Raw genomic sequence first — 24110 nt, forward strand, 5'->3', positions numbered from 1 at the left:
TGGTCATGCGGGTGCCAGCGATTGGACGGACGTCCGTTCCACGGTGGGACAGTGAATTTTTGCGGCGGCATTGGGACCGCCGTCGAACGTGCCACAGCCAGCGTCAGCCGGCCCGCACCGGCGCGCAAGGCGGCGGTGCCGGCGAGGAGGGCGGCCCCTGGTGTCCGGCGGGCACCGCCAATGACCAGGACCGATCCACGGTCGTCCTTGCCGGACCCGGGCCCTGGAAGCGGCCAGTCCCGCAGGAGAGTGGGAGTGACCGGTTCGGCCACCTGGGTGCTAGGCGGGGTGGACAGTGGCATCACCCGCATGTTCAGTCACCGGAACGCCTTCGCTGACCAGATGATCGGCCATATTGAAGCTCTCGAGAATCCAGGGCCCGTCGACGTGGGGACGGATGAATCGCGTGAGGGAGGCGTTGAGTATGGTCGACGTGGAGGCGATGCCCAGGATTTCCCGCTCGGTGAGCCCTTCGAGGATGTAACGGAACAGCAGGACGAGTGCGTCGTGGCACACCAGCATGACCCGGCCCCCTCCCTGCCGTTCCAGATCGGCCAGCAGGGAGCGGAGCCGCAGGACAACATCGGCCCAGGATTCCCCGCCCGGGGGCCGGTAGTAGAACTTTCCCAGCCAGCGCCGCCGCGCCGCTTCCTCTGGCAAGCGTGCTTCCACCCCGGCGGACGTCAGCATGTCCAGGATGCCCAGCTCCCTGTCGCGGAGGCGTTCGTCGATCAGGACACCCGTGCTCCAGCCGCCAGTCTGCACAGCCAGCTCTGCCGTTTGGCGCGCCCGGACGTACGGCGAGCACCACACGGCGGCAGCCCGCTGGGGCGCAGGATAATCGGCAAGCAGCCGGCCGAGGGCCAGCGACTGTTCGCGGCCGTCGCGGAAAGCTCCACATCGGCGTCGCGTGCGGGAACCTCGATGACGTGCGCACCGGCCTCCCCGGCCGTTGTGGCGGCGACGTTGCCCTGGCTCTCACCGTGACGCACGAGGATCAGTTCGGACAGTCCAGCTGTCGGAACATTATGACCATCGGATTGCGGCATTGCTACCCCCTTTGTCCGGGCCCGATTTTCAGGGCCGTGGCCGCGCCGATGCCCGAGTCCGCCCCGGCGATGAGCGCCCTTCGTCCCTCAAGGCGCCCTGTGCCGCGGTAACTATCCTCTCCCAGGTGGGCTTTGGGGATCAGTTCGGCGTCCAGCCCGGGTTCGGGCTGGTGCTGGTTGGGCGGTTCGATGCTCTCGTAGGCGGTGACAGGGTTCCGGAATGTGTACTGGTCCGTCATGGTGTTCCTTTGCGTGTTGATTTCTTCGCCTGGCGCATCGGGCTCCGGCAAGTGGCCATCGTCCGCCGGTCCAGACATTCCGCCCAGATCCTCCACAGCGTTTTGGGCCGCTTTCCTGATGCTGTCGCCAAGCCCCATCCGCTTGCTCCTTCGCCTGTCATCCGGCGGTGTGCCGGAATCAATCCAGAATTATCAGCATGCTTAGGATTATTCCATAGCCCGGCCCGGTAGGTTTCGCCCAGTTAGGCGCAGGCAGGCTAAGAATGCCCAGGAATTCAAGATGGGACCGGTTCGAAAGAAGGACTTCCGGGGGCACACTTTGGCCAGCTCCTTGTCATCCTGCCCGACCGGCAGTTCAGGGTCGTACACCCTAGGGGCACCCTTGTTGTCATGGATGATTCTGAGCCGGTTACAACTCAGCACTCGACGGTTGAGGATTGGACGCGCGCTTTGGCGGAGTCCGTCGGTGCCCCGGGCGGTGGTGCTGGAGCGGGGGTGATGCTCGCCATTGCCGCTTCATTGATGTCGATGGTTGCCGGGTATACGGATCCTAAGCAGCACCAGCGCAGGGAGCTCGCCAGTGTTCACGCGCGGGCGCGTTCACTGCGGGAAACAGACCTTGGGCTGGCCGATGACGACGCGTCAGCCTCCCGGGCTTTCGGGGCCGCGTTCCGGCTGGACCCGGGGCCGGAACGCGAGTACGCGATACACAAGGCATCCGTGCGTGCCGCCAAGGCGTCCGCCGTCCTCGGCGAACGGGCCATCGATGCCATTGGAGATCTTGAGTGGCTCGCTGCCTACGGCAACCCGGCGCTGGTTGCCGATATCGTCGTCGCGTTCGGTGCCATCAGGGCGGCAGCAGCCGGGGCGCGCACCAACGAGAGTTTTGATCTTGCTGCGCTCACGTCATCGGGCGCCACGCTGGAACAGATCCGCGAACAGCATCCGGGCTTGTGGGCGACGGTCGAGCAGCTCACCACAGCCATTGACCGGATCGACGGCCTCACTGTAGGGATAGATCATCGGGCCGCCCCAACCGACGACGTCTGAGCAGGGCAGGTCCGGCCGGCACAGGCACCATTCCTCGCAGCGTGCTACGGCCATACGATTCCGTTCCCGACTTTGGCCCGGGAAGCCCACCTGGGTGACTCATGGCCATCCGGCCGGCACGTACGTACGATGATTAGAGCCCCGGAATTCGGTGCGGTGGGCTTCGCCGGTGGGCGGGGTTGTCCCTGTCCGGCGGAGGAGCGGCGCCCATGCATTTCGCTTTTATATGTCTGCCGGCCACAGGCCATGTGAATCCGACGCTGCCGGTCGTTGCCGAGCTTGTCCGGCGGGGCCACCGTGTCACGTATGCAACCTCGGCGAAGTATGCGGAGGCTGTTGAGGCTGCCGGCGCCCTCTTCTTCGAGAGTGGGGAGGACTTGGCCGCGCAGTTTCCCCGGTCGGGCGCATCAGCTGAAGGCGGACGCCCGGCGGCTCTACGGGGAGGCATGCTGGCGGGACTGGCGCCAGGGATGATGTCAGGTCTGTTGGAGCGGTTGCTGGAGAGGGCCCGGGAGGAATTTCCCGCGCTGCTGGCCAGGCTGGCCACGGACCATCCGGACGCCGTGTGCTACGACGCCATGACCCTGGCAGGGAAGATGGCCGCCATGAAGCTGGCCCTGCCCGATATCGCGTTGCTGCCGAGCTATGCCACCAACGAGCATTTCTCGATGCGGGAGCTGATGCCGGCCCGTCCGCCAGCGGAAATGCTTGCGGCCTGGAAACAGGTGCGCCGGCTTATAGACGATTTCGCTGCCGAGCAGGGACTGACCCATTTCAACTTCATGGAAGGCCAACCCGCGTCGTTGAATATCTGCTTCATCCCCAAGGAATTCCAACCCGCTGGGGACACGTTTGACGCCAGCTTCCATTTTGTCGGGCCCAGCCTGGGTCAAAGAGCCATTGAGGAAACCTGGCAGCCCCGCGGGAAGGACAGCCCGCTGGTATTCATCTCGCTCGGCACCACACCCTTAAATGACCGCCCGGATTTCTTCCGGATGTGCCTGGAGGCATTCGCTGCCACCCCGTGGCAGGCGGCCATCGCCATCGGCGACCGGATCGGGGTGTCCGAGCTGGGGGAAATACCGGACAACATAGAAGTCCGCGCGTTCTTCCCGCAGCTGGAAGTCCTCCGCCATGCCAACGTATTTCTCTCGCACACGGGAATGAATTCCACCATGGAGGCGCTGTACTTCGGGGTCCCTCTGGTGGCCTTTCCACTGCAGCCGGAACAGGAAGCAAACGCACGCCGCGTTGAGGATCTGGGGCTGGGACGACGCCTTCCCGCAGAAGCCCTCTCGCCCGCCCGTATCCGCAGTGTTATCGCCGACGTCGGTGACGACCAGGAAATACGGCGCAAGGTGGAGGCCATGAGCCTACGCGTCCGCGGGGCAGGAGGATCGGCTGCAGCCGCCGACGCCATCGAACACTTCCTGTCGACCCCGGAACACCGGGCGTAGCGTGCTCAAACCAGAGCACTTTGGAGAAAGCGGTCCGCATCGCGGGTCCGGCCGTCCGCGGCGGGTCCGGGCGTGTGCCCGCGCTCGAATCGGACCGATGCCCAGGGCGGTGTCCCTTCGTTCCTCACCTTGCACAATGTATTCATTCCGTCGGACCGGGGGCGTCCCCCCGCCAGGGACTGCGCGCTGGCGGGGGTTCTCCGACGGAGTCGGTAGGATGCCGCGATGCGGCTGATTCCCGTTCTTGCCGGCGGGACAGACCAGAAGGATGCGGCCGGCGTTCCGGCCGCATCCTTCCTGTCGGCAGGCAGATTACTCCTTGAAGGCGTCCTTGACCTTCTCGCCGGCCTGTTTCAGATCCGCTTTGGCCTGGTCACCCTGGCCTTCGGCTTTCAGGCCCTGATCGCCTGTAGCCTTTCCGGCTGCTTCTTTGCCTTTGCCGCCAAGCTTTTCGGCGGCGTTTTCGATCTTGTCATCCAAACCCACAATGTCACTTCCTCAGGTCCGTTGCCGCCAGCAAGTTGCCCGCAGCTCGTTACTTCATGGTAAACCGGATCCTTGCCAGATGCTAAGCATACTGATTAAATTATGTGCATGGCGGCATTACAGCGCTGATGGTCCAAACGAAAGGATGTGCGTCATGGGAATTCTCGGATTTCTCCTGCTCGGCCTGATTGCGGGAGCCATCGCCAAAGCCATACTTCCCGGCCGGCAGGGCGGGGGCTGGGTGGTCACGCTGGTTCTGGGCGTCGTCGGAGCGATTCTTGGCGGATGGATCGGCTCGCTGATCTTCGGCGGCGGCCTGGGGGAGTTTTTCGACCTCAGGACTTGGCTGCTGTCCATCCTCGGCGCCGTGATCGTGTTGGGAATCTTCGGCGCCGTAACCCGCAGGAGCCGCGTCTGACGGCGGCCGCCCGGTAGGGCTTCGCGATCGAGCCAACGTCCCTACGCTTTTTTGGGCCGCCGGGCACGATCGCGGGGGCCCTGCGGCCTGCCTGCGGCCGATCATTCCTGGCCGGACTCATCCAGCGCCGGGTTGTAGGCAGTGAATGGATCCCTGAGTTGGATGGACGGCAGTTGGATGGACGGCGAGAACGCCTTGGTACTGCTGTGGCATCGGCCGCACGCAGGGCCCGGAAGGGGGCTGGTCGGTTCCGTGAAGGGGCACGGAGTGCGAGCGGGGCCGGCGTCCGGCCTTTGTCCGGCGCTGGCTTAGGCGAGGCTGGGGGAGCTGGCCAGGATGTAGTCGGTGGCGGCGGGCCCGGTCATGGTCAGGCGGTTATGACTGGGGTTGATCCGGTGTCCTTTCAGTGCCGCCCAGAGTGAGCGGGCCGGCTCGGGGGTGGCCTGATTGATCAGGCACCAGCTGGTGTAGAGGCCGTACAGCTCGTCTTTGCACAGTCCGGCATCAGTTTCCCTCCCGGTGATGAGGGATTCGCGGAGGAACCGGTCAAAGTGTGTTGAGGTCATGTCAGTTCCCTTCCTGCCTGTTATCGGATGGCCCGGATGTGGGCCGCGGGCATCTCGCCGCCTTTTTAGGGCTGGGGGCCGTAGATGAATTCCTTCGCGTGGCTGACCTCTTCTGAAGGCGTCCTTGCGAAGGAGGATTTTCTCGTGAGTGCTTGACTTGCCAGTGCCAGAGGACGCGGTACCGGCCGGCCGTTGTGGATGGCTTGGGTCCGTCCTGTTGCAGAATGGTCCCGGACCCGGGCGGAGTCCGGGACCATCCCTGCGCGAGGCATCTCCGGGTCAGGCATTAATTTCCTGGCGCTGGTTGTTCGTTTCGATCTGGATCCGGCGGGGTTTCGCTTTTTCGGCCAACGGGATCCGCAGCGTCAGGACTCCGGCGTCGTAGCCGGCTTTCACCGCCTCGGCATCGAGGGCGTCGCTGAGGATGAGTTGGCGGCTGAAGACGCCGCGGGGACGCTCGGCGGCAATGAGCTCCGTGTTCTCGCCTGTCGGGTTCCTGCGCTCAGCCCTGACTGTCAGGACATTCCGTTCGACGTCGATATCCACCGAATCGACCTCCACCCCGGGCAGATCGAAAGCGACAACGAATTCTTCCCCTTCCTGCCAGGCGTCCATGGGCATCGCGGCGGGCCTGGCCGTGGTGCCGAGGACCTGCCGGGTGAGCTGGTCGAGCTCACGGAACGGGTCGGTCCGCATCAGCATTGTCTTCCTCACTCCTTACAGATCGCTAATTTACTATCACCCATCAACCAGATTATCTATCGTGGCTGAGATAGATTTTTTATAGCACTTGTAGGGCTCTGCTGCAAGAGGCCATTTTGAGTTATTCGAGGAGGGCAGATGGCGCCGGACACCGGCGATGCCGCGGGGGTCTACGCCATCTCCGTGGCGGCCGAGCTAGTGGGAATGGGGAAGCAGCACCTGCGCCTGGATGAGCGGAAGGGCCTGCTGGAACCGGGGAGGACCGTTGGCGGGACCCGCCTGTACAGTGAACAGGATCTGGCAACACTGCGTCGGATCAGCACGGTCCTCCAGGAGAGCCTGAACCTGGTCGGCATCCGCGCCGTTCTTGAGCTGGAGGCCGCCAACCGGCGCTTGGAACGCGAACTCGCCGCAGCCGGGGCCCGGCGCAAGCGCTGACACATCCCCGCGAAGCGGGCCACGTAGAGGGAACTTCCGAAGGTTGCCGTCGCACCCGCGACGATGGCGGCAAACGCGGGGCGAATTACCCTGTTGGTAAATTGATCCAGTGTCTATCCTGCTGATTAAGACCGCAGCGATATACGGTCCGCAGGCCGCCGGCACGTCCCGGGAAGCCTTCCCGCTCCGGGGGCCCGTCTCGATGAGGAGGCGTCGATGTTCAGTCCTGATGTGCCCACACGCGGGCCGGCCAGATCCGGTCCATACGTCATCGCCGGAATCCTGTTGGCTCTCGCCATTGTGGTTCCGTTGTTTGTTCCGGCGTATTCGGTCGATGAGCCGCGTTTGGCGGGTATGCCGTTCTTCTACTGGTATCAGATGGCGTGGATTCCGGTCACCGCGGGCCTGGTGGGGATCTCCTACTGGCTGGTTACCAAGGAGGACCGCCGCCGTCGCGAAGCCGTGCGGGGCATGGCCGGTGCCAAGGAGGAGCAATGAGCGGGGCCACCGTGCCGCTGGCCGTTCCGGACCGGCCGATTAGCGGTGTTGCACTCACTATTGTGATAGTTCTTTTTGTCTTGGTGGCTGCCTTGGGGTTCGTTGCGGCACGGTGGCGCCGGGAAGAGGCGACGGGGCTGCACAGCCTGGACGAGTGGGGCCTTGGGGGCCGCGGTTTCGGAACCTGGGTGACCTGGTTCCTGCTCGGCGGCGACCTTTACACGGCATACACCTTCGTGGCAGTTCCGGCTGCTATGTGGGCCACTGGAGCCGTGAGCGGTTTCTTCGCGGTACCGTACACGATCGTTCTGTACCCGATCGTGTTTCTCCTGATGAGCCGGTTGTGGTCCGTCTCGCACCGGCATGGGTTCGTCACGCCGGCCGACTTCGTGGGCGGCCGTTATGGCAGCAAGGCACTTTCCATTGCTGTCGCCGTCACCGGCATCGTCGCGACTATGCCTTACATCGCGCTGCAGCTGGTCGGCATTAAGGCCGTGCTCACCGTGCTGGGCTTGGGCAGTGCGCAGAACGTGCTGCTGACGGACCTGCCGCTGATCATCGCGTTCGTTGTCCTGGCCGCTTATACGTACACCTCGGGCCTGCGGGCTCCGGCCCTGATCGCCGTTGTGAAGGATCTGCTGATCTATCTGGCAGTGATCGTCGCGGTGATCTACCTGCCGATCAAGTTCGGTGGCTGGGGCAACATCTTCGACTCCGCTGAGGCGAAACTGGCCACAGTGAACCCCGCTACCGGCAAGCCCGCTGGGGTCTTTATTCCGGGCGCGGGAAGTTATTCCGCTTACTGGACGCTGGCTCTGGGCTCGGCCCTGGCGCTGTTCATGTACCCACACTCAATCACGGGCGTCCTGGCGTCCAAGAGCAGGAATACCATCCGGAAGAATGCCGCTGTGCTGCCGCTGTACTCCTTGATGTTGGGGTTCTTGGCGCTGCTCGGCTACGCGGCGATATACGCCGGTACAAAGCCCATCGACCTGAATGGTGCCGTCAACCCGCAGTTGGTCGTCCCGCAGCTGTTCCTGGATCACTTCCCGGACTGGTTTGCCGGGATTGCCTTGGCCGCCATCGCCATCGGTGCCCTGGTCCCGGCCGCGATCATGTCAATAGCCGCAGCCAACCTGTTCACCCGCAACATTTACCGCGATCTGATTAGGCCTGACGCCAAACCCAGGCAGGAAGCCCACGTCTCCAAGATCGCATCGCTCGTGGTGAAATTCGGTGCGCTGGTGTTCGTCATTGCCATGGACCAGTCGGCGGCAATTAACATGCAGCTCCTCGGCGGCATCTGGATCCTGCAGACGTTCCCGGCGATCGTGGCAGGGCTCTACACCCGCTGGTTCCACCGGTGGGCGCTTTTCGGCGGATGGGCAGCCGGAATCGTCTACGGCACTGTCGCGGCCTACACCGTGGTCAATCCTGTCACGAAAGCCAACTTTGGCGGCTCCATCGCGGCCATCCCGGGCACCGACATCCAGGTCTACATCGCTGTCGTGGCGTTTGCGATAAACCTTGTCGTTGCCGCCGTCCTGTCCCTGGTTTTTCACGCAATGAAGCTCCCCGATGGGAAGGACATCACCCGCAGTTCGGACTACGGCGCCGACGAGCACGACCCGAAGGTCGCCGAGATCCAGCGCGAGTACCCGCTCGGCGAGCCAGGAGGCCCCGCCTTCTGACGGACGGGCGGGCCGCACGGGCGTCCGGGGTGTGCAGCGTTTTGGTCTGTCAATATTCTTGGCGGGGCTGACAAGAATATTGTGCGCCCTTTGATGCCCGCCACGAGTTGCTTCCCCCGCCGCGTAAATATCGGGGTGATGTCGTGCCATCATCCCGCTCGTGATTCCCGTGGTCGCCAACCTGGCCCCAGCCAGCCAGGCACTGTCGAGGCGCGCGCGTGGAGTGACGGGCGGGCGTGAGCCGGGGTGGCACCGCGGATGGAAGACCGGCGCATCTTGGTTCCGTCGAGCCGATGGTAGCGAATCGCCGCGCTGTGGCCGTATGGCTTCGGTGTCTCCGGAGGATGGGGACGAAAGTTCGCATTTAGGGAGCACCAGTCTGAAACGGATCGATCAGGATCGGAGAAGCCAACATGGAGGCCGCCGCATAGAGTCAGCTGCATGACCTGCCCGCGTCCTAAAGGATCTGCCATGACCTCCATCGAATCAGTCACCCTCGAAGCCGCTGACCCCACGGCCGCTATCGCCTTCTACGCGACAGCCTTCGGCTTGGGCACGCAGGTGCGCGTGCGGGGCTCGGATGCCTCGACGACTGGCTTCCGCGGGTTCACGCTGTCACTCATAGTGTCACAGCCGTCCAGCGTCAGCAGCCTGATCGGCAGCGCCGTGGCGGCTGGCGCCACTACGCTGAAGCCGGCCTCGAAGTCGCTGTGGGGTTACGGCGGTGTCGTACGGGCTCCGGATGGCGCGATCTGGAAAGTCGCGACGTCGGCGAAGAAGGACTCCGGTCCGGCCACCCGGGACGTCGACAAGATCGTGCTCCTGCTCGCTGCTACGGACGTTCCTGCGAGCAAACGGTTCTACGTCGACCGCGGCCTCACCGTCGGGAAGAGTTTCGGTAAATACGTCGAGTTTGCGATGCCTACGAGTCCCGTCAAGCTGGCGCTCTACGGGCGCCGCGCCCTCGCCAAGGACGCCGGTGTCTCGCCGGAGGGCACCGGTTCGCACCGACTGTCTGTCGGCAGCGATGCCGGTCCTTTCAGCGACCCGGACGGGTTCGATTGGGAGGCTGCATCAGTGTGAGACGGGGCGGGTTAATGCGCTAGGGACGGGTCACGGAGGTCTCGTTCGGTTCAAAGAGCGTACCGGCGGAACGGCGACGCTTCTCCTGCCGGCAGATCGCTATGCGGCAACGACCCGGACGCGTAGATGACCAGCGCTCAGGAGGTCCAGTGGCCCTACCCCACGGAGATGGCAATAAATAGCATTGCGACATGGAACAACTGCAGGACACGAGCGCTGAAGAACCGGTGTTGTCCGCCACCACGGTTTTTGCCAGTCTCGCGGAATTGAGGGAGGCCCCCGGCTATAGCCCAAAAGCAATAGCCGAACGGCTAACAAAGTCGCTGGGCACGGATGCCGCGGCACCGCTGCTGGGCGTCAGTGTGGAACTTCTGGATCGATGGACATCGGGCCAGGATGCGCCGAATGCGGAGGGCCGGCTCCGGCTTGCGGACCTGGATGCCCTGATAGGGCACCTGCACAGTGCTTTCACGCCGGCCCAGGCCATGCTCTGGATGTGCAGCCCCAACGTGCAGCTGGGCTCCAGGCCAATCGATGTCTACCGCACTCTCGGATCGGCGCCGGTAATCGGCGCCATCCGGGACCACGCGCAGGAGGCCTTCCGCTGACTGGTTTCGCCTGACCCCGGTACCCTGATCCCGGTACAAGGGAGTGGTTCTCTTTCAGGGCATCGGGTTCGACACCCTGGCCGCTCCATCCAGATGGACTCCATAGCTGTTTCCGGTACCGAAAGGCCCATCATGCGCCTGATTCCTCGTGGGACTTCCAGAAAGCCATTAGGTCCCGGTCGCGAGGCCCGGAGCAGGACGCGGCGTCTGCTGCGTGTAGCCGGTATCGCGGCGCTAATTGTTGTGGGGCTGGTGCTGGTTTCGACGGCTACCAACCTGATCTTTGAGCGGGCGGAAAAATCCAGCATCAGTCCCTATGGCGAACGCATCGCCATCAACGGCGGCGAGATCAATGTGCAGCGGAATGGGCACACTGGCCAGCCAATTGTCCTCCTCAGCGGTCTTGGAACACCGGCACCTGGCCTGGACTTCGCCCCGTTGGCCCGCGAACTCGGGGACTTCGACGTCATCGTCGTTGAGGGATTCGGCTACGGGTACAGCGACATGCAAGCGAGCGAGCGGAGCAACAAGAACATCAGCACAGAACTCCACGAAGTCCTGACCAAACTCCACATCAAGCAGCCCTATGTCTTGGCAGGACACTCAATTGCCGGCTTCTACACCCTTGACTACGCCAACCGCTACCCCAACGAAGTGGCCGCAGTGATCGGGATCGATGCGACAATTCCGAAACCGACAAACCAACCGGTTGAGGAGCCACAGCCAGGCATCAACTGGGAACGTGCACTCTCTGTTACCGGCCTCGTCCGCACGGTCACCGCAATCGCACCCGGCCTCGCGGCGCCGGACGGTGATGCCTATACCGCCGACGAGCTCGAACGCATGCGCCTGATGATGAGCTGGAACTTCGGCAACGACGCTGTGGCCGATGAAACATCCCGAATCGCCAACAACGCAGCATCGCTCAGGGGTGTCCACTATCCCGATATGCTGCCCGTTTTGGCGTTCCTGGCCGACGACAAGTCAGACACGACAAAGACCAGGACAGCCGCCGCGGAGGACCTTCTGAAAAACGTCAGAAGCCACGAAATCGTCACCCTCGAGGGCGGCCACTACCTGCACTGGACCCAATCCAAACGCATGGCGGAAACCATCAGGACGTTCCTCAGCAACCACGGCTGACCGGTCGTGGCCGGCGGTGTGGGTGGCCGGGCGCGTTCGGGTTGCTGGGGAGTGGCCGTGGGTTCCCGCATTCGGGTGCGGGCTGAACCTCCTACTTTGTCAGCGCTAAGAAGACGACACACACTGTAGCGGCAGCCAGCAGGACCAGGACACCGTACTTGAGATAGGCCCACCGTGGTGCGGATGAACGGGTGTATTTTTCGTAGCGACTGAGGTTCTTCATTCCTCATTCCTACACGGCGTGCCCGTGTATTAGCCCCCGGGCCGAGAGGCGGCGCCGCCCCCGCATTCGGCGCGGCAGTCATGAAGTAGCCAGGGTGTCCGAGCGACGGCGTAAACCTCCCAGCTGGCAAAGGAAAAAATGGTCCAAATATGTGCGTACCTGGCCACAGCGGTCCTGTGTGCGCTGGCCGTTTTTCAAGTTGCCCTGATCATCGGCGCTCCACTCGGACACCTGGCCTGGGGCGGTCAGCACAGGGTCCTTCCGCCGAAGCTGCGGATCGGTAGTGCGGTCTCCGTCGCCCTGTACCGGATCTTCGCCTACGTCGCCTTGGCGAGGGCCGGGCTGGTGGGTCCCCTGGTCACCGGGACCTTCACGGCGGTGTCCTCGTGGGTGCTGTGCGCCTATTTCGCGGTGGGCGCCCTCATGAACGGGGTGTCGCGCAGCAGGCTGGAGCGCTTCGTCATGACCCCCACGGCGCTGGTCCTGACTTCGCTATTTCTGCTGCTGTCGCTGAACTGACCAGGCCGTGCGGCTCCATTGGGCCGTACCCCGCCGTTTGGAGTCAGTTGCCCGACATCCGCAGGGGAGGCGGCGGTCAGGTCAGGCGGGCGACGCTGCGGCGGGTGGGCCGCATAATTGCGCCGTCGGAAAAGAGTTGCGGCGTTGCCTGCTGGATTCGTTGGACATCCTCAAAAACGCCTCGCAGGTGCAAACGGAGGGAGCTGTCGGCATCCGTCAGGTTGTTGGCTTCCAGGGCGTCCACCACTGCGGTGTGCTGCTGGATGAGCGTTGCAATGGGCCTGGTGTCCAGAAGGCTCAGCCGTCGCGCGCGATCGAGGTGCGCTTTGGCGGAATTGACGGCAGCCCAGGCGGACTCGTGCCCGGCAAGCCGGAGCAGCTCACGGTGGAAATCCTCGTCCAGGCGGAAGAACTCGTCCACGTCGCTGTTGGCATCAGCTTCCGTTTGGCTCTGGAGTATTACGCGAAGGCCCGCAATGCCGGCACCGTCGACCGAGAGGTCACGCAGGGATGCGCATTCGATGGCCTCGCGGACAAACTGGGCTTCGGAAACCCGTCCCAGATCCACAAGCGAGACGAAGGAACCTATCTGCGGGTAGACCTGGACCAGCCCCTCTTCCCTGAGCAGGATCAGGCTTTCCCGCACTGGCGTGCGGCTGACGCCCAATTCCTGCGCGAGTTCGTTTTCCGAGAGGGGTTCGCCCGGAGGGAGCTGCAGGGAAATGATGCGACGCCGCAACGTCTCCAGGGTCTGGTCACGCACGGACAGCCGCGGCGCCTGTCCTTTGCGGTGTTTATCGGAGGCCATGCCCTCATTCTATTCTCTTGACACACTAGAATGGTAGTGCTTGTATGGTAGTAGTTAGCGAGGTGCCGCCGGTCACATTGAAAGAACGCCGGCCTTCTTCCGTACAACTCTCCCCTTCGTTTTTCATCGCCTGCAAAGGAGCATCAGATGACTGAGAGCATTGCGCCCCCCACTATCCGGCCGGAAACCAAACCAACCAAGGAACTGGCTAAAGTCGCCGTTTCCGGGTGGCTGGGTACTGCCATGGAATTCATGGACTTCCAGCTCTACTCCCTGGCAGCAGCCATCGTCTTCAATAAGATCTTCTTCCCCGATGTCAGCCCGGTCGTGGGCCTCATCGCCGCCATGGCCACCTACGGTGTGGGCTACGTTGCCCGCCTTGCCGGCGCCGTCTACTTCGGCCGCATGGGCGACAGGATCGGCCGCAAGAAGGTCCTCTTCATCACCATCGCCCTGATGGGTGCATCGACAACCCTCATCGGTGTTCTGCCCACCTACGCGATGATCGGCATCTGGGCTCCGATCCTGCTCGTTGCCCTCCGACTGGCACAAGGCTTCGGCGCCGGCGCCGAGATCGCCGGTGCAACCGTGATGCTCGCCGAATTCGCACCGGCCCGCCGGCGAGGCCTCATCTCCTCCCTCGTATGCCTCGGCACCAACTCCGGGACCCTCGCCGCCTCCGCGCTCTGGGCCATCCTGGTCAGCACCCTGCCGGAGGACCAGCTGCTGAGCTGGGGCTGGCGCATCCCGTTCCTGTTCAGCTTCCTGCTGATGATTTTCGCCGTGTGGATCCGCCGCTCCCTCAAGGAAAGCCCGGTCTTCGAACAGCGGGCGGACGTTGTGGGCGGTGTGGCACTGTCCAAGCGTGAAATCGCCGCGGCAGATGAGCTCGCAAAGACCAGCACCATCGAAGCTGCCCTGCACCAGCGAAAGGGCAAGGCCTTCCTGATCGCTCTGGGCCTGCGGTTCGGGCAGGCCGGCAACTCAGGACTGGTCCAAACCTTCCTGGTGGGCTACCTCGCCACAGTCCTGCTGGTGGACAAGAGCGTGGGCACAACCGCCATCATGTACGGCTCCCTGCTCGGATTCCTGACCATCCCCGTCATGGGCCTGCTGGGGGACCGGTTCGGCCGCAAGCCGCTGTACCTGGTGCTGAGCTCCCTCACGGCACTGTTCGCCATTCCCATGATGTTGATGGTCACCAGCGGAAACACCGCGCTCATCACCATCGCGATGGTCATCGGGCTGAACCTCGGTGTCCTGAGCCTTTTCGCCATGGAGAGCGTCACCATGGCCGAATTCTTCGGAGCACGCACCCGCTTCACCCAGCTCGCGCTGGCCAAGGAAATCGGCGGCATCCTCGCCACAGCCATCGGCCCGCTGCTGGCCGCCACCCTCACCGCCATCACCGGACACTGGTGGCCGCTCGCTGCGATGCTCATCGCCTACTCCCTGATCACCTTGATTTCGGCGGCCGTAGGACCCGAAGTCCGCGGTCGGGACATGGTCCTCCTGGAAGATGCCGCATGAAAGCCGTCGTCGTCCACGGAGCGAACGACCTCCGCATCGATGAACGTCCCGAGCCTGTCGCCGGACCCGGCGAGGTGGTCATCGACGTCGAATGGGGCGGGATCTGCGGCTCGGACCTCTCGTACTGGCGCCACGGCGCCTCGGGAACTGCGGCACTGAAGTCGCCACTGGTCCTCGGCCACGAGGTGGCCGGCCGGATCGCCCAGCTGGGCGCCGGCGTCGAAAACCTCGACGTCGGCCAGCCGGTGACCGTGCACCCGGCGGAACTGGTGGGGGACGGGACCATGCCGGAACGCCTCAGGGACCGGACGAACCTCTACCCGCGCATCAGGTACTTCGGGTCGGCGGCCTTCGACCCGCACACCGACGGCGGTTTCAGCGAGCGTAAACTCGCCAGGGCTACGCAGATCCGCCCGCTGCCCAACGGTGTGGACACCCTTCGCGGTGCCCTCGCCGAGCCGCTCGCCGTCGCCATGCACGCTGTCAGTCGGGCCGGATCACTTGCCGGCCGGGACATCCTGGTCAACGGGGCCGGACCGATCGGCTCGCTGGTTGTCGCGGCGGCGAAGTATGCCGGCGCAAGGACCGTCATCGCCACGGACATCAACGACGCCTCACTGGGGATCGCCAAGGCCATGGGCGCGGACGAAGTCCGGAACCTGGCCGGCGGCGGCAGCCTTCCCGAGGACATGGAACTGGTCTTCGAAGCCACCGGCATCCCTGCAGTTCTGGGAGGCGTGCTGAGGGCTACCGCCCGCGGCGGAACCCTGGTCCAGGTGGGAAACCTTCCCGGAGCCCCGGCCTCCGCCGCGCTAGGCGACCTTGTGACCCGCGAGATCACCTGGATCGGTTCCTACCGGTTCGTGGACGAGATCAGCGATGCACTCCGTGCCATGGCCGACGGCCTTGACGTCTCCCCGGTCATCACCCACAAGTTCGGCATCGACCAGGCCGCGGAAGCCATGCGGATTTCCGCCGACCCGACGTCGGGGAGCAGCAAAGTCATGCTCCGGCTCGCCCCAACTGAGTAGCAGCAGATGTCGTTTTGAGGGCTCAGAACGACATCTGCTGCGACCTACTTGAATATTTCCCGCTCATCATCTGAAGGACCAACCAGTGAAGATCACCGACACACGGGTAGTGGTTTCGTCGCCAGGACGGAATTACGTGACGCTCGTTATTGAAACCGAGGACGGCGTTACCGGCGTTGGCGATGCCACCCTCAACGGCCGCGAGCTGGCTGTGGCGTCCTATCTCTCCGAGCACCTCTGCCCGCTGCTGATCGGCCGCGACGCCCGCCGCATCGAGGACGCCTGGCAGTACTTCTACAAGGGCGCCTACTGGCGCCGCGGGCCGGTGACCATGACCGCGATCGCCGCGATCGACGTCGCGCTTTGGGACATCAAGGGCAAGGTGGCCGGCATGCCGGTCTACGAACTCCTCGGCGGGGCGGCCCGCGAGGGCGTCATGGTCTACGGGCACGCCAGCGGCTCAACGCTGGAGGACCTCAGCGTTGACTTCCAGCACCACCTGGACCTTGGATACAAGGCCATCCGGGCACAGGCCGCCGTGCCGGGGCTGGAAAAGACCTACGGGATTGCCCCCGTGGACGGAAGGACCTATGAGCCGGCCAGCGGCAACGTCCCGCAGGAGGACATGTGGGAAACCACCGCCTACCTGGACTTCGCGCCGAAGATGATGGCGCATGTGCGCGAGGAGTTCGGCTACGGCGTGCACGTCCTGCACGACGTCCACCACCGGCTGACGCCGATCGAGGCCGGCCGGCTGGGCGCCTCACTTGAGCAGTACCGGCCGTTCTGGATCGAGGATCCGACGCCGGCCGAGGACCAGTCGGCGTTCCGCCTGATCCGCCAGCACACCACCACGCCCATCGCCGTGGGTGAAGTGTTCAACTCGATCTGGGACTGCCAGCAGCTGATCACCGAACGCCTGATCGACTACATCCGCACGTCCGTTTCGCACGCCGGAGGCATCACGCACCTGCGGCGCATCTTCTCGCTCGCGGACCTGTACGGGGTTCGGTCCGGCTCGCACGGGGCCGGCGATCTCTCCCCGGTCTCCTTCGCCGCGGCCCTGCACGTGGACATGAGCATCCCGAACTTCGGCGTCCAGGAGTACATGGGCCACCGGGATCCGGCGGGCGAGGTATTCAGGACCTCCTACACCTTTACGGACGGGTACATGCATCCCGGAGACGCTCCGGGCATCGGCGTCGAGTTCGACGAGGAGGCTGCCGTCTTCCCGTTCGATCCGAAGTACCTGCCCATCAACCGCCGGCTCGATGGGTCGGTGCACGACTGGTGAGCGCCTCCATGCAACAGAACCGGCCCCGGCCCTTCGACGTCGTCGTGATGGGGGAGATCCTCGTTGAGGTCGCCACGGACGTTGCGTTCGGCCACGGCGTTCCGGCCCAGCTTGGCATCTCGGGCGACGCGCTGAACGTTGCGGCGGCTGCCGCGGCTGCCGGAGCCCGCACGGGGCTGCTGGCCGTGCTGACCGACGACGACCTCGGCCAGGCGATCGCCGCCAGGATCCGGGAACTCGGTATCTCCGACGAGCTGCTGAGCTTCAGGACCGGGCAGCAGGGCGTGTACCTGGTGCACTCCGACCCTGAAGGCCAGCGTGAGTTCTCGTACGCCCGCACCGGAAGCGTGGGCTCAACCCTTTCCCCGGATGACGTTGACCCAGTGGTCTTCTCCACGGCCAAGGCGGTGATCGCCAGCGGGATCGCCTGCGCTATTTCCGCGTCGTCACGGGCAGCCGTCCTCAAAGCATCGGGATTGTCCCGCCGGTTCATTTTCGATCCCAACTTCCGCCCCCGGCTCACGTCTGTGGAGGAGGCGACGGCGGTCCTCACCGACCTGGCGCCACGGACCTTCCTGGCCACTCCGTCCTTTCCGGGTGAAACGTCAGCACTCCTGGGCTGCGCCACGCCGAAGGAGGCTGCGGCCAAGCTCCGCAGCCTCGGCGCTTCAAACGTCGCCGTGACCTGCGGGGCGGAGGGCATCCAGCTGGCCGGGGACCTGATGGACGGTTCATCAGACTCGTCCTGGATCGACTCGATTCCCGCGCCGGCGGTCGTAGACCAGACCGGAGCCGGTGACGCCTTCGTGGGCACCCTGACCGCCCGGATGGTGCTGGGCGACAGCTTCCCCGTCGCTGCCCGCTACGGCGCAGCCGCTGCATCGCTGGTGGTGGGAGGCAAAGGCGGGACCGGATTCATCCCCACCTTTGACCAAACCCGGACCCATGCCCTGCGGACCCCCGAAGGAGAGCTGTCATCGCACGCCTAAGCTCCCCGTCTCTGGCTGCGTCTCTGGCTGCCAGCGGAAGCCGCCAGGAACTGTTGCCGCGCGAAAAGCTGCGGCCCGGCATTGTTCACCTGGGCCTGGGCGCCTTTGCCCGCGCCCATACCGCCGTGTTCACCGAAAACGCGATGCTGGCCTCCGGTGATTTCAATTGGGGGATCACGGGAGTCACGCAGCGCTCGGACACAGTGGCGCGCCAACTGGCGCCGCAGGACGGACTCTTCACCGTGACCGAGCGGGGGAGCGGCTCGGCACCGCTCCGCGTGGTTTCGAGCATCGTGGAGGCCATCTCCGGGAAGGACAACCCCGGAACCGTAGTGGACCGGATCGCCGACCCGCCGACGTCGGTCATCACACTCACCATCACCGAGAAGGGCTACCGGATCGATCCCCGCACCGGAACGCTCAACACCGCCGACGAACAGGTCCGTGCTGACCTTGCCGGGGAGCCCCCGCAGACGGCCATCGGACAGATCGTACGCGGGCTCCAGCAGCGCGCCCGCGCCGACGCCGGACCCGTCACCGTGGTCTCGTGCGACAACCTGCCCGGCAACGGGGAGCTGACCGGCAGGCTGGTGCGCGCCTTCGCCGCCTCGCTCCCCGCTGCGGAAGCCAGGCCGCTGCTGGCCTGGCTCGAAGCCAACGTCACGTTCCCCAACACGATGGTGGACCGGATGGTCCCGGTCACAACGGCCGGTGACCTTGACGCCGTCGAACGCGAACTGGGGCTCCGGGACGAGGCCGCCGTGGTGGCGGAACCGTTCCTGCAGTGGGTCATCGAGGACAACTTTGCGTCCCGCCGGCCGCGGTGGGAGGACGCTGGCGCCCTTTTCAGCACGGACGTGGCGGCGTGGGAGGCGGCCAAGCTGCGCCTGCTGAACGCGAGCCATTCCATGCTGGCGTACCTGGGCCTGGCGGCGGGCAAGACCACCATCAGCGACGCCGTGGCGGAGGACGCCTTCCGAACCGTCTGCAGCCGCATGATGAAGGAAGATGCGCTTCCCACCATCAGCCTCCCGGAGGGACTGGACGGGGATCGGTACTGCGCGCAGGTGCTCAGCCGGTTCGCGAACCCCGCGCTGGGCCACACCGCCGCGAAGGTGGGCAGCGACGGCTCGCAGAAGATCGGACTGCGGCTGCTGAGCACCGTCCGCGGAAATCTCGACGCCGGACGCGAACCACGGTGGGCCGCGCTCGCTGTTGCTGCCTGGATGCGCCACGTGGCGACCACGCCGGCGGAACGGCTGGACGATCCCCTTTCGGCGGAACTCCACGGGGCATTTCCCGCAACGCGCACCGCCGCCACGGTGGTCCCCGCGCTCCTTGACTGCCGCAGCATTTTCGACGGCGAACTGGCAGCGGACGCCGTTTTCGCCGGCCTCCTCACGCACTGGTACGGCATTATCGACACGCACGGGCTGGACGGCCTGAGAAAAGAGATCAACCATGGCTGACGCCACCAGCATCCTCCACATATCACCCGTTATCCCGGTGGTGACCATCGACGACCCCCATAACGCCGTTCCCGTTGCCCGGGCACTGGCCGACGGCGGGGTCCGCATCATCGAGCTCACCCTCCGGACGGAGAGCGCCCTCACGTCGCTCAAACGCATCGCAGACGAGGTGCCGGACATCCTCGTTGGTGCAGGTACCGTGCTTACACCGGCCCAGGCCGATGCTGCGGTCGCCGCCGGAGCCCGGTTCCTGGTCAGCCCTGGCGTTACGCATACCCTGATGGACCACGTTTTGACTCTCGGCGTGCCGTTCCTGCCAGGCGTTGCAACGATAGGCGAAGTGATGGGAGTCCTCGAGCGCGGCTTAACAGCCGTGAAATTCTTCCCGGCAGGACCTGCCGGTGGCCCCGATTACCTGGCCGCAATCGGCGCGCCCATCCCGCAGGTCCAGTTTTGCCCGACCGGTGGCGTCGGCCTCGATTCCGCGCCGCGCTACCTGGCGCTCCCGAATGTCACCTGCGTGGGCGGCAGCTGGCTTACTCCGCGTGGGGCCGTCCAAAACGGGGACTGGCAGCAGATCACTGAGCTCGCCCGCGAAGCAGCTGGACTTGGGGCGCACTAGGCGGATCACCGGAGCTGGCGTTGGTTGCCGTCAACTGCCGGTGCCTGTGTGCTGAGCTTCCGGTCGTACTCACGGACCGCTAGGCTTCTCGGAAATGATGTGACCAGCAGCGGGTTCTTGGCTTGCCCATGGCCCTGACGGGGCCCCTCCGCTGCTCGAGAAAGGATCTTTCATGCCGGACTCCAGCGTCCAAGGGATTGCACGGTCCTATATCCAGGCCGTTGGCTCCCACGATATGGGCGCCCTTGAAAACCTCCTCGGTGAAGATCTCGTAGCCATCTTCGCCGGCACGACTCTTGACAAGGCCGGGTGGACCACGGCACTCAGGCGCCTTCTCCCGGTGCTGGTCCGCAACGAGATCCGGGAGGTCTTCACCGCGGAGGACCGTGCCTGCGTCGTGTACGACTTCATCACCGATACGGCTGCTGGTGCCGTGAGGTGCATCGAGCTGCTCACCATCAACGCAGACAAAATCCGCGAGATCGAACTCGTCCTGGATCGGGTCGCCTTCGCTCCCGTTAATGAGGCCCTGAAAGCGCGGGTGCCGCCGGCCCCGTAAAGTCCCAGGGCTATTGCAACGAGGGCGAAGAAGCCCCCCGGCTGCTCAGCCAGGCGGGTCGTGAAAGGTAGCACGAGCCGGGACTGGTGGGCCGCGTGGCGGTAGATCTTGTGGGTGACGGGCCGGCCCACCGGCAGGTGGAAGGCGTCCGGCGGCAGCAGGGCGTTGTGCTCGTCCGCCAGCGGCTCGCCATTGGACAGCTCCACCGTCAGGACGTGCCCCGGCTTGAACGTGTTCGCGAACGGGTAGAGGCGCAGCACATACTCCTCGATCGTCCCCGGCTCCACCGGCACGGAACGGGTGTGCGGGTGGCACGGGTTGCCCTCGGTGGTCCGCTCGTCGAGCTCACGGTGCGAGGCCTTGAGGTAACCAGAAAGATCGGCCGGGGAGCATCCATCCTTGCGGCGTCGGCCACCGTACTCTAGCGTTTGGACCCAGAGCCCAACATGGGCCCGCACAACTGGGAGGGGTGCGTCATGGCGGAAATCAATGCTGTGCTGGCAGGACTGACGGCAGAAGAACTCCAGGAGATCAAAGCACTGGGGCCGAAGGGGCACCTGGGCCGGCATCTGATCGAAGCCCTTGACCGTGCGGCCGGAGGTCCGGACGCAGGCCGCGGATTCTATGTAGTCGACGGCACGGTCAACCACAACGGCGGACAGCTCCACATTCTCCGAAACGACCTGAGCGACCGGATCTTCCAAAGCGATACAGCCCAGAACTGAATCGCGGCATGTGTCGCACTCTTGGCGGGACATTAGTGTCAGTGCCGGCAGCGTGAGCGCGAACCTTCCTACTGATCGTGCTGTCGGCGTACCATCTCGGTGATCCAGGTGGGCGCGAACGGAGAAGTGCAGTTGGGGGGAGTCGGGTAGTCCTTGAGCACCCCCAGACGCTCACCGATGCTGATTGCACGGGCGCGGTGCCCTGCGTGCTCGATCCCGATTTGAGCCAGGCAATGGTTCATCGCCCACTGCAGGCGATCCGGGGCGTCTTTCATTTCCGCCTCGATAACGTTGAGCAGTCCGGCGAGGTCGAGGCCCTCTGGCCGCCTCGCCACGCGTTCGGTGGTCAGCGCCCAGCCGGCACTCGCGACTACTGGATCCGGATCGGCGGACCAGGCCTGGCGCAGCTCTTCGGAATGCGGGTTCTTCTTCACCACATAGTTCACGAGCCAGTCGTGCACCTTGGGCGTGCGCGCCTCGCGCAACATGACGTCCAACTCGTCACGCGCGAACGCCTTCGGGCGGCAGATCAGGATCGCCAGCAGCCTTGCCGCGGTGTCCTCCGTCTCCCAGAGCTGGTGCGCGAGTTCCTGCTGTGTCTTCAGCCGCTTTGCGAGCGCCCGCAGCTTGTTGAGGTTCACACCGTGATCGTCGCCGTGTTTCTCGTTCACCACACGTGCCCTCGGGTCCTCAAGCGCGGCCAGCTCGGCCATCACCTCGGCCGCCTCCGTCTCCGTACGCGCCGTCTCGGCCACCTCAGCCCTCCTATCCATCACGTGTGCATTCAGCCTAATGGGAAAGAACAGTCAGCCAAGTGATCAGCATGCGCATAGTTGAGAAGCAGCAGCTACGGCGATCACCGCGCGGGGCTCGCGTCCCGTCGGTTCCAACGGTCGCCGCCCACCTGTGTCGGGCGTTGTTGCGTCCGGGTATGGCGGTACTGTGAGGCGCATGGAGATGCGCCTGGAAGTTGTGCAAGTACCGGTAGCCGATGTGGACCGGGCGAAATCGTTCTACATCGAGAAGCTGGGCTTCGGTCTCGATCACGACGTTGAGTACATCCCCGGGATGAGGGTAGTCCAGCTGACTCCGCCCGGTTCTGCTGCTTCCATCGTGATCGGTACGGGAATGACCAGTATGACGCCTGGCAGCCTTGAGGGGCTGCAGCTCGTCGTATCTGACCTCGGCGCTACGCGCACCGAACTCCTAAGCCGGGGCGCTGATATCAGCGAGATCCAGGACATGGGGGGAGTGCAGTTTGCCTACTTCGGTGACCCGGATGGCAACCGCTGGGTCATCCAGGGGGCAACGCCCTCTGTCGTCAGGGACGCATACCTGGATGGGTCCACGCCATAGCTGCGCCGGTCACCCTGCGACCCGCGTGACAACCAGAGCGGAAGCCGGGCTCGTGGCTAGGAGCCTGACCGGGTAATTGCCGACGGGCCGGGCTACTCGGCGGACGGCCGCCTTCGTTGCCGTTTCGTCGCGGCCCGCTGTTCCTTGGCGGCGAGGCGCCGACGGTTCGAGCCCCGGGTGGGCTTGGTCGCCCGTCGGGGAGCAGCCTCGGGGGCAAGGCCCTCGGCCACGAGGACGAAGAGCTTGGCCAAAGCGATCTCGCGATTGCGCAGCTGAGAGCGACGCTCGGAGGCGGTCACGGTGATCACCCCGGCGATGAGACGTTGTCCGAGACGAGACAGCAACATCAGCCGTTGGCCGTCCGACAGTGCAGCGGAGTCGCTGACGTTCCACGAGAGCTCGACGCGGCTGTCCGAGGTGTTGACATGTTGACCGCCTGGCCCGGACGAACGGGAGAAACGCCAGCCGAGTTCCGACGCGGGAATCGTGAGCGCGGGCGACACCTCAAGATCCATGCACCCAGCGTTGCACAATATTGGCGCTGTTGAAGACCGCTTATGGGGATCGCTGCCGAACAGCCCTTATGTGCCGAAGGAGAGGTACCGTCAGGCAGACACGTTCTGTACAGCGGACGACGGCGAGCCCTCGCGACCGCTACGTCGTACACCTGATGCCAGACCTCAGCCCCCGATGCCTGTGCTGAGGCTGAGGTCCCGCCACTGGTCCAGTTCCGCGCGTTCTGCCTGGGCGACGGCGGCAAAGGCGTCGAAAGCGTCTTGGCCGAGCACCAGGAGCGACGGCGGGTTCGCACTTTCGGCGATCCGCAGGATGGCTTCCGCGGCCTTGGCCGGGTCCCCTGGCTGGGTTCCGTGCATCGTGTCGTTCTCCTTGCGCCGTTTCCCGGCCGTCTCCGCGTAGTCCTCGATCGCCGTCGCAGACTGGGCGAGTGAGCGGCCGGCGAAGTCGGTGCGGAACGCGCCGGGCTCGATGACGGTAACGCTGATTCCGAGCGGCAGCAGTTCCTTGTGCAGGGATCCGGACAGGCCCTCCAGGGCCGCCTTGGTTGCCGAGTAGTATCCGGACCCGGCCGGTGAAATGCGTGCTCCGATGGATGAGATGTTCAGGATGGACCCTGCCCTGTTCGCGCGCATGTCCGGAAGGACTGCTTTGATCATGTCTACGGCGCCGAAAACGTTAGTGTCGAACAATTGCCGGATGTCGGCGTCGTCCGCTTCCTCAACCGCAGCGCGGTAGCCGTAGCCGGCGTTGTTGACGAGGACGTCAATGCCTCCGAAGCGCGTCCGTGCCTGCTGCACCACCGCGCTGATCTGTTCCCGGTCGGTGACGTCGAGGGGAAGGGCGAGTGCCGTGTCGGGGAAAGCGGCCGCGATGTCTTCCAGCGTGGTGATGTTCCGTGCTGTGACGACGGCGTTGTGGCCGCGGGCGAGCACTGCTTGGGCGAGGGCCCGACCGAGTCCGGTCGAACAGCCTGTGATGAGCCATGTAGTCATGAGGGTGTTCCTTTCGTGGGCGGTGGAAAGCGGAGTGGCAGGGATT

Annotated in this window: 27 protein-coding genes and 4 pseudogenes; 19 read left to right on the forward strand and 12 right to left on the reverse strand. The window is 64.7% G+C overall.

From position 1 onward, the window contains the following. Positions 1 to 74: 74 nt before the first annotated feature. The 3 pseudogenes from FCN77_RS12340 to FCN77_RS12350 all read right to left on the reverse strand — a co-directional run. Positions 75 to 302 (reverse strand): annotated as a pseudogene (locus FCN77_RS12340) (NAD(P)H-hydrate dehydratase); the annotation flags it as partial. After that, a pseudogene (locus FCN77_RS12345) lies at positions 280 to 1049 on the reverse strand (histidine phosphatase family protein). The pseudogenes FCN77_RS12340 and FCN77_RS12345, both read right to left, overlap by 23 nt. A 29-nt stretch (positions 1050 to 1078) precedes the next feature. Further along, positions 1079 to 1288, reverse strand: a pseudogene (locus FCN77_RS12350) (NAD(P)-dependent dehydrogenase); the annotation flags it as partial. Positions 1289 to 1678: 390 nt separating this feature from the next. Here FCN77_RS12350 and FCN77_RS12355 point away from each other — a divergent pair. Further along, positions 1679 to 2338 (forward strand): cyclodeaminase/cyclohydrolase family protein, encoded by a 660-nt coding sequence (locus FCN77_RS12355; RefSeq protein WP_137322492.1) that lies wholly within the window; start codon positions 1679 to 1681, stop codon positions 2336 to 2338. Between the two features lie 209 nt (positions 2339 to 2547). After that, entirely contained in the window at positions 2548 to 3795 is a 1248-nt protein-coding gene (locus FCN77_RS12360; RefSeq protein ID WP_137322493.1) for a macrolide family glycosyltransferase, read from the forward strand. Positions 3796 to 4107: 312 nt separating this feature from the next. Here the strand turns inward: FCN77_RS12360 and FCN77_RS12365 are convergent, their stop codons facing one another. Next, positions 4108 to 4281, reverse strand: a complete 174-nt coding sequence (locus FCN77_RS12365; RefSeq protein ID WP_137322494.1) for a CsbD family protein — start codon at positions 4279 to 4281, stop codon at positions 4108 to 4110. A 154-nt stretch (positions 4282 to 4435) separates the two neighbouring features. Between FCN77_RS12365 and FCN77_RS12370 the strand changes: the two genes are divergently transcribed. Next, a complete protein-coding gene (locus FCN77_RS12370) occupies positions 4436 to 4699 on the forward strand; it encodes a GlsB/YeaQ/YmgE family stress response membrane protein (protein WP_137322495.1) in 264 nt (87 codons plus the stop codon). A 308-nt stretch (positions 4700 to 5007) separates the two neighbouring features. Here FCN77_RS12370 and FCN77_RS12375 read toward each other — a convergent pair whose 3' ends face one another. Together FCN77_RS12375 and FCN77_RS12380 are read right to left on the reverse strand one after the other, a co-directional pair. Then, positions 5008 to 5265 (reverse strand): hypothetical protein, encoded by a 258-nt coding sequence (locus tag FCN77_RS12375; protein ID WP_137322496.1) that lies wholly within the window; start codon positions 5263 to 5265, stop codon positions 5008 to 5010. Between the two features lie 279 nt (positions 5266 to 5544). After that, complete coding sequence (locus FCN77_RS12380) at positions 5545 to 5967, reverse strand: Hsp20/alpha crystallin family protein (RefSeq protein ID WP_137322497.1); 423 nt, start codon at positions 5965 to 5967, stop codon at positions 5545 to 5547. A 138-nt stretch (positions 5968 to 6105) separates the two neighbouring features. On the opposite strand from FCN77_RS12380, the gene FCN77_RS12385 reads away from it, so the two are divergent. From FCN77_RS12385 to FCN77_RS12410, 6 genes are all read left to right on the forward strand, one after another. Continuing rightward, the gene (locus FCN77_RS12385; RefSeq protein WP_137322498.1) at positions 6106 to 6405 is read left to right on the forward strand and encodes a MerR family transcriptional regulator; all 300 of its coding nucleotides are present in this window, start codon (positions 6106 to 6108) and stop codon (positions 6403 to 6405) included. 216 nt (positions 6406 to 6621) lie between these two features. After that, positions 6622 to 6903 (forward strand): DUF3311 domain-containing protein, encoded by a 282-nt coding sequence (locus FCN77_RS12390; protein WP_137322499.1) that lies wholly within the window; start codon positions 6622 to 6624, stop codon positions 6901 to 6903. After that, positions 6900 to 8594, forward strand: coding sequence for a monocarboxylate uptake permease MctP (gene mctP / locus FCN77_RS12395; protein ID WP_137322500.1), 1695 nt, complete (start codon positions 6900 to 6902; stop codon positions 8592 to 8594). The genes FCN77_RS12390 and mctP overlap by 4 nt, the downstream gene beginning before the upstream one ends. Before the next feature lie 471 nt (positions 8595 to 9065). Then, on the forward strand, positions 9066 to 9677 hold the full coding sequence (locus FCN77_RS12400; protein WP_137322501.1) for a glyoxalase: 612 nt from the start codon (positions 9066 to 9068) through the stop codon (positions 9675 to 9677). Between the two features lie 191 nt (positions 9678 to 9868). After that, on the forward strand, positions 9869 to 10285 hold the full coding sequence (locus FCN77_RS12405; protein WP_137322502.1) for a hypothetical protein: 417 nt from the start codon (positions 9869 to 9871) through the stop codon (positions 10283 to 10285). Between the two features lie 252 nt (positions 10286 to 10537). Further along, a complete protein-coding gene (locus FCN77_RS12410; RefSeq protein ID WP_254678976.1) occupies positions 10538 to 11428 on the forward strand; it encodes an alpha/beta fold hydrolase in 891 nt (296 codons plus the stop codon). Positions 11429 to 11519: 91 nt separating this feature from the next. Here FCN77_RS12410 and FCN77_RS27385 read toward each other — a convergent pair whose 3' ends face one another. Then, positions 11520 to 11651, reverse strand: a complete 132-nt coding sequence (locus FCN77_RS27385) for a hypothetical protein (RefSeq protein ID WP_302647466.1) — start codon at positions 11649 to 11651, stop codon at positions 11520 to 11522. Between the two features lie 138 nt (positions 11652 to 11789). On the opposite strand from FCN77_RS27385, the gene FCN77_RS12415 reads away from it, so the two are divergent. Continuing rightward, positions 11790 to 12170, forward strand: a complete 381-nt coding sequence (locus FCN77_RS12415; RefSeq protein ID WP_137322504.1) for a hypothetical protein — start codon at positions 11790 to 11792, stop codon at positions 12168 to 12170. Between the two features lie 76 nt (positions 12171 to 12246). Here FCN77_RS12415 and FCN77_RS12420 read toward each other — a convergent pair whose 3' ends face one another. Next, positions 12247 to 12978, reverse strand: a complete 732-nt coding sequence (locus tag FCN77_RS12420) for a GntR family transcriptional regulator (protein WP_137322505.1) — start codon at positions 12976 to 12978, stop codon at positions 12247 to 12249. Positions 12979 to 13125: 147 nt separating this feature from the next. On the opposite strand from FCN77_RS12420, the gene FCN77_RS12425 reads away from it, so the two are divergent. From FCN77_RS12425 to FCN77_RS25955, 7 genes are all read left to right on the forward strand, one after another. Continuing rightward, a complete protein-coding gene (locus FCN77_RS12425) occupies positions 13126 to 14508 on the forward strand; it encodes an MFS transporter (protein WP_137322506.1) in 1383 nt (460 codons plus the stop codon). Continuing rightward, entirely contained in the window at positions 14505 to 15539 is a 1035-nt protein-coding gene (locus tag FCN77_RS12430) for an L-idonate 5-dehydrogenase (RefSeq protein ID WP_137322507.1), read from the forward strand. The genes FCN77_RS12425 and FCN77_RS12430 overlap by 4 nt, the downstream gene beginning before the upstream one ends. A gap of 85 nt (positions 15540 to 15624) precedes the next feature. Next, positions 15625 to 16833 carry a D-mannonate dehydratase ManD gene (gene manD / locus FCN77_RS12435; protein ID WP_137322508.1) on the forward strand — a complete coding sequence of 403 codons (1209 nt, stop codon included), beginning with the start codon at positions 15625 to 15627 and terminating at the stop codon, positions 16831 to 16833. An 8-nt stretch (positions 16834 to 16841) separates the two neighbouring features. Next, positions 16842 to 17822 carry a PfkB family carbohydrate kinase gene (locus tag FCN77_RS12440; RefSeq protein WP_254678977.1) on the forward strand — a complete coding sequence of 327 codons (981 nt, stop codon included), beginning with the start codon at positions 16842 to 16844 and terminating at the stop codon, positions 17820 to 17822. 53 nt (positions 17823 to 17875) lie between these two features. Further along, complete coding sequence (locus tag FCN77_RS12445) at positions 17876 to 19291, forward strand: mannitol dehydrogenase family protein (protein ID WP_137322509.1); 1416 nt, start codon at positions 17876 to 17878, stop codon at positions 19289 to 19291. Further along, positions 19284 to 19913 (forward strand): bifunctional 4-hydroxy-2-oxoglutarate aldolase/2-dehydro-3-deoxy-phosphogluconate aldolase, encoded by a 630-nt coding sequence (gene eda / locus FCN77_RS12450; protein ID WP_137322510.1) that lies wholly within the window; start codon positions 19284 to 19286, stop codon positions 19911 to 19913. The genes FCN77_RS12445 and eda overlap by 8 nt, the downstream gene beginning before the upstream one ends. Before the next feature lie 172 nt (positions 19914 to 20085). After that, positions 20086 to 20472 carry a nuclear transport factor 2 family protein gene (locus tag FCN77_RS25955; protein ID WP_175417085.1) on the forward strand — a complete coding sequence of 129 codons (387 nt, stop codon included), beginning with the start codon at positions 20086 to 20088 and terminating at the stop codon, positions 20470 to 20472. A 134-nt stretch (positions 20473 to 20606) separates the two neighbouring features. On the opposite strand, the pseudogene FCN77_RS26890 reads toward FCN77_RS25955, so the two are convergent. Then, positions 20607 to 21041, reverse strand: a pseudogene (locus FCN77_RS26890) (CocE/NonD family hydrolase C-terminal non-catalytic domain-containing protein); the annotation flags it as partial. On the opposite strand from FCN77_RS26890, the gene FCN77_RS12460 reads away from it, so the two are divergent. After that, positions 20949 to 21197 carry a hypothetical protein gene (locus FCN77_RS12460; RefSeq protein WP_137322511.1) on the forward strand — a complete coding sequence of 83 codons (249 nt, stop codon included), beginning with the start codon at positions 20949 to 20951 and terminating at the stop codon, positions 21195 to 21197. The pseudogene FCN77_RS26890 and the gene FCN77_RS12460 sit on opposite strands and share 93 nt — an antisense overlap. Positions 21198 to 21265: 68 nt before the next feature. Here the strand turns inward: FCN77_RS12460 and FCN77_RS12465 are convergent, their stop codons facing one another. Continuing rightward, on the reverse strand, positions 21266 to 21952 hold the full coding sequence (locus FCN77_RS12465; RefSeq protein WP_137322512.1) for a DNA alkylation repair protein: 687 nt from the start codon (positions 21950 to 21952) through the stop codon (positions 21266 to 21268). Positions 21953 to 22148: 196 nt separating this feature from the next. Here FCN77_RS12465 and FCN77_RS12470 point away from each other — a divergent pair, with 196 nt between their 5' ends. Continuing rightward, a complete protein-coding gene (locus FCN77_RS12470; protein ID WP_137324761.1) occupies positions 22149 to 22553 on the forward strand; it encodes a VOC family protein in 405 nt (134 codons plus the stop codon). 92 nt (positions 22554 to 22645) lie between these two features. Here FCN77_RS12470 and arfB read toward each other — a convergent pair whose 3' ends face one another. Together arfB and FCN77_RS12480 are read right to left on the reverse strand one after the other, a co-directional pair. Next, positions 22646 to 23068: an alternative ribosome rescue aminoacyl-tRNA hydrolase ArfB gene (gene arfB / locus FCN77_RS12475; RefSeq protein ID WP_137322513.1), complete on the reverse strand. Its 423-nt coding sequence runs from the start codon at positions 23066 to 23068 to the stop codon at positions 22646 to 22648. Positions 23069 to 23233: 165 nt separating this feature from the next. Beyond that, positions 23234 to 24064 carry an oxidoreductase gene (locus tag FCN77_RS12480; protein WP_137322514.1) on the reverse strand — a complete coding sequence of 277 codons (831 nt, stop codon included), beginning with the start codon at positions 24062 to 24064 and terminating at the stop codon, positions 23234 to 23236. Positions 24065 to 24110: the final 46 nt, after the last annotated feature.

Source organism: Arthrobacter sp. 24S4-2, from assembly GCF_005280255.1.
Lineage (GTDB): Bacteria > Actinomycetota > Actinomycetes > Actinomycetales > Micrococcaceae > Arthrobacter.

What these genes read in the sequence shown, in the direction of transcription:
- FCN77_RS12440 (WP_254678977.1), top strand. Translation starts at nt 16,842, where the DNA reads ATGCAACAGAACCGGCCCCGGCCCTTCGACGTCGTCGTGATGGGGGAG.
- FCN77_RS12460 (WP_137322511.1), top strand. Translation starts at nt 20,949, where the DNA reads ATGGCGGAAATCAATGCTGTGCTGGCAGGACTGACGGCAGAAGAACTC.
- mctP (WP_137322500.1), top strand. Translation starts at nt 6,900, where the DNA reads ATGAGCGGGGCCACCGTGCCGCTGGCCGTTCCGGACCGGCCGATTAGC.
- FCN77_RS12380 (WP_137322497.1), bottom strand. Translation starts at nt 5,967, where the DNA reads ATGCTGATGCGGACCGACCCGTTCCGTGAGCTCGACCAGCTCACCCGG.
- FCN77_RS12430 (WP_137322507.1), top strand. Translation starts at nt 14,505, where the DNA reads ATGAAAGCCGTCGTCGTCCACGGAGCGAACGACCTCCGCATCGATGAA.
- FCN77_RS12370 (WP_137322495.1), top strand. Translation starts at nt 4,436, where the DNA reads ATGGGAATTCTCGGATTTCTCCTGCTCGGCCTGATTGCGGGAGCCATC.
- eda (WP_137322510.1), top strand. Translation starts at nt 19,284, where the DNA reads ATGGCTGACGCCACCAGCATCCTCCACATATCACCCGTTATCCCGGTG.
- FCN77_RS12405 (WP_137322502.1), top strand. Translation starts at nt 9,869, where the DNA reads ATGGAACAACTGCAGGACACGAGCGCTGAAGAACCGGTGTTGTCCGCC.
- FCN77_RS25955 (WP_175417085.1), top strand. Translation starts at nt 20,086, where the DNA reads ATGCCGGACTCCAGCGTCCAAGGGATTGCACGGTCCTATATCCAGGCC.
- FCN77_RS12425 (WP_137322506.1), top strand. Translation starts at nt 13,126, where the DNA reads ATGACTGAGAGCATTGCGCCCCCCACTATCCGGCCGGAAACCAAACCA.
- FCN77_RS12400 (WP_137322501.1), top strand. Translation starts at nt 9,066, where the DNA reads ATGACCTCCATCGAATCAGTCACCCTCGAAGCCGCTGACCCCACGGCC.
- FCN77_RS12470 (WP_137324761.1), top strand. Translation starts at nt 22,149, where the DNA reads ATGGAGATGCGCCTGGAAGTTGTGCAAGTACCGGTAGCCGATGTGGAC.
- FCN77_RS12390 (WP_137322499.1), top strand. Translation starts at nt 6,622, where the DNA reads ATGTTCAGTCCTGATGTGCCCACACGCGGGCCGGCCAGATCCGGTCCA.
- FCN77_RS27385 (WP_302647466.1), bottom strand. Translation starts at nt 11,651, where the DNA reads ATGAAGAACCTCAGTCGCTACGAAAAATACACCCGTTCATCCGCACCA.
- FCN77_RS12385 (WP_137322498.1), top strand. Translation starts at nt 6,106, where the DNA reads ATGGCGCCGGACACCGGCGATGCCGCGGGGGTCTACGCCATCTCCGTG.
- FCN77_RS12420 (WP_137322505.1), bottom strand. Translation starts at nt 12,978, where the DNA reads ATGGCCTCCGATAAACACCGCAAAGGACAGGCGCCGCGGCTGTCCGTG.
- FCN77_RS12355 (WP_137322492.1), top strand. Translation starts at nt 1,679, where the DNA reads ATGGATGATTCTGAGCCGGTTACAACTCAGCACTCGACGGTTGAGGAT.
- FCN77_RS12415 (WP_137322504.1), top strand. Translation starts at nt 11,790, where the DNA reads ATGGTCCAAATATGTGCGTACCTGGCCACAGCGGTCCTGTGTGCGCTG.
- FCN77_RS12360 (WP_137322493.1), top strand. Translation starts at nt 2,548, where the DNA reads ATGCATTTCGCTTTTATATGTCTGCCGGCCACAGGCCATGTGAATCCG.
- FCN77_RS12375 (WP_137322496.1), bottom strand. Translation starts at nt 5,265, where the DNA reads ATGACCTCAACACACTTTGACCGGTTCCTCCGCGAATCCCTCATCACC.
- FCN77_RS12480 (WP_137322514.1), bottom strand. Translation starts at nt 24,064, where the DNA reads ATGACTACATGGCTCATCACAGGCTGTTCGACCGGACTCGGTCGGGCC.
- arfB (WP_137322513.1), bottom strand. Translation starts at nt 23,068, where the DNA reads ATGGATCTTGAGGTGTCGCCCGCGCTCACGATTCCCGCGTCGGAACTC.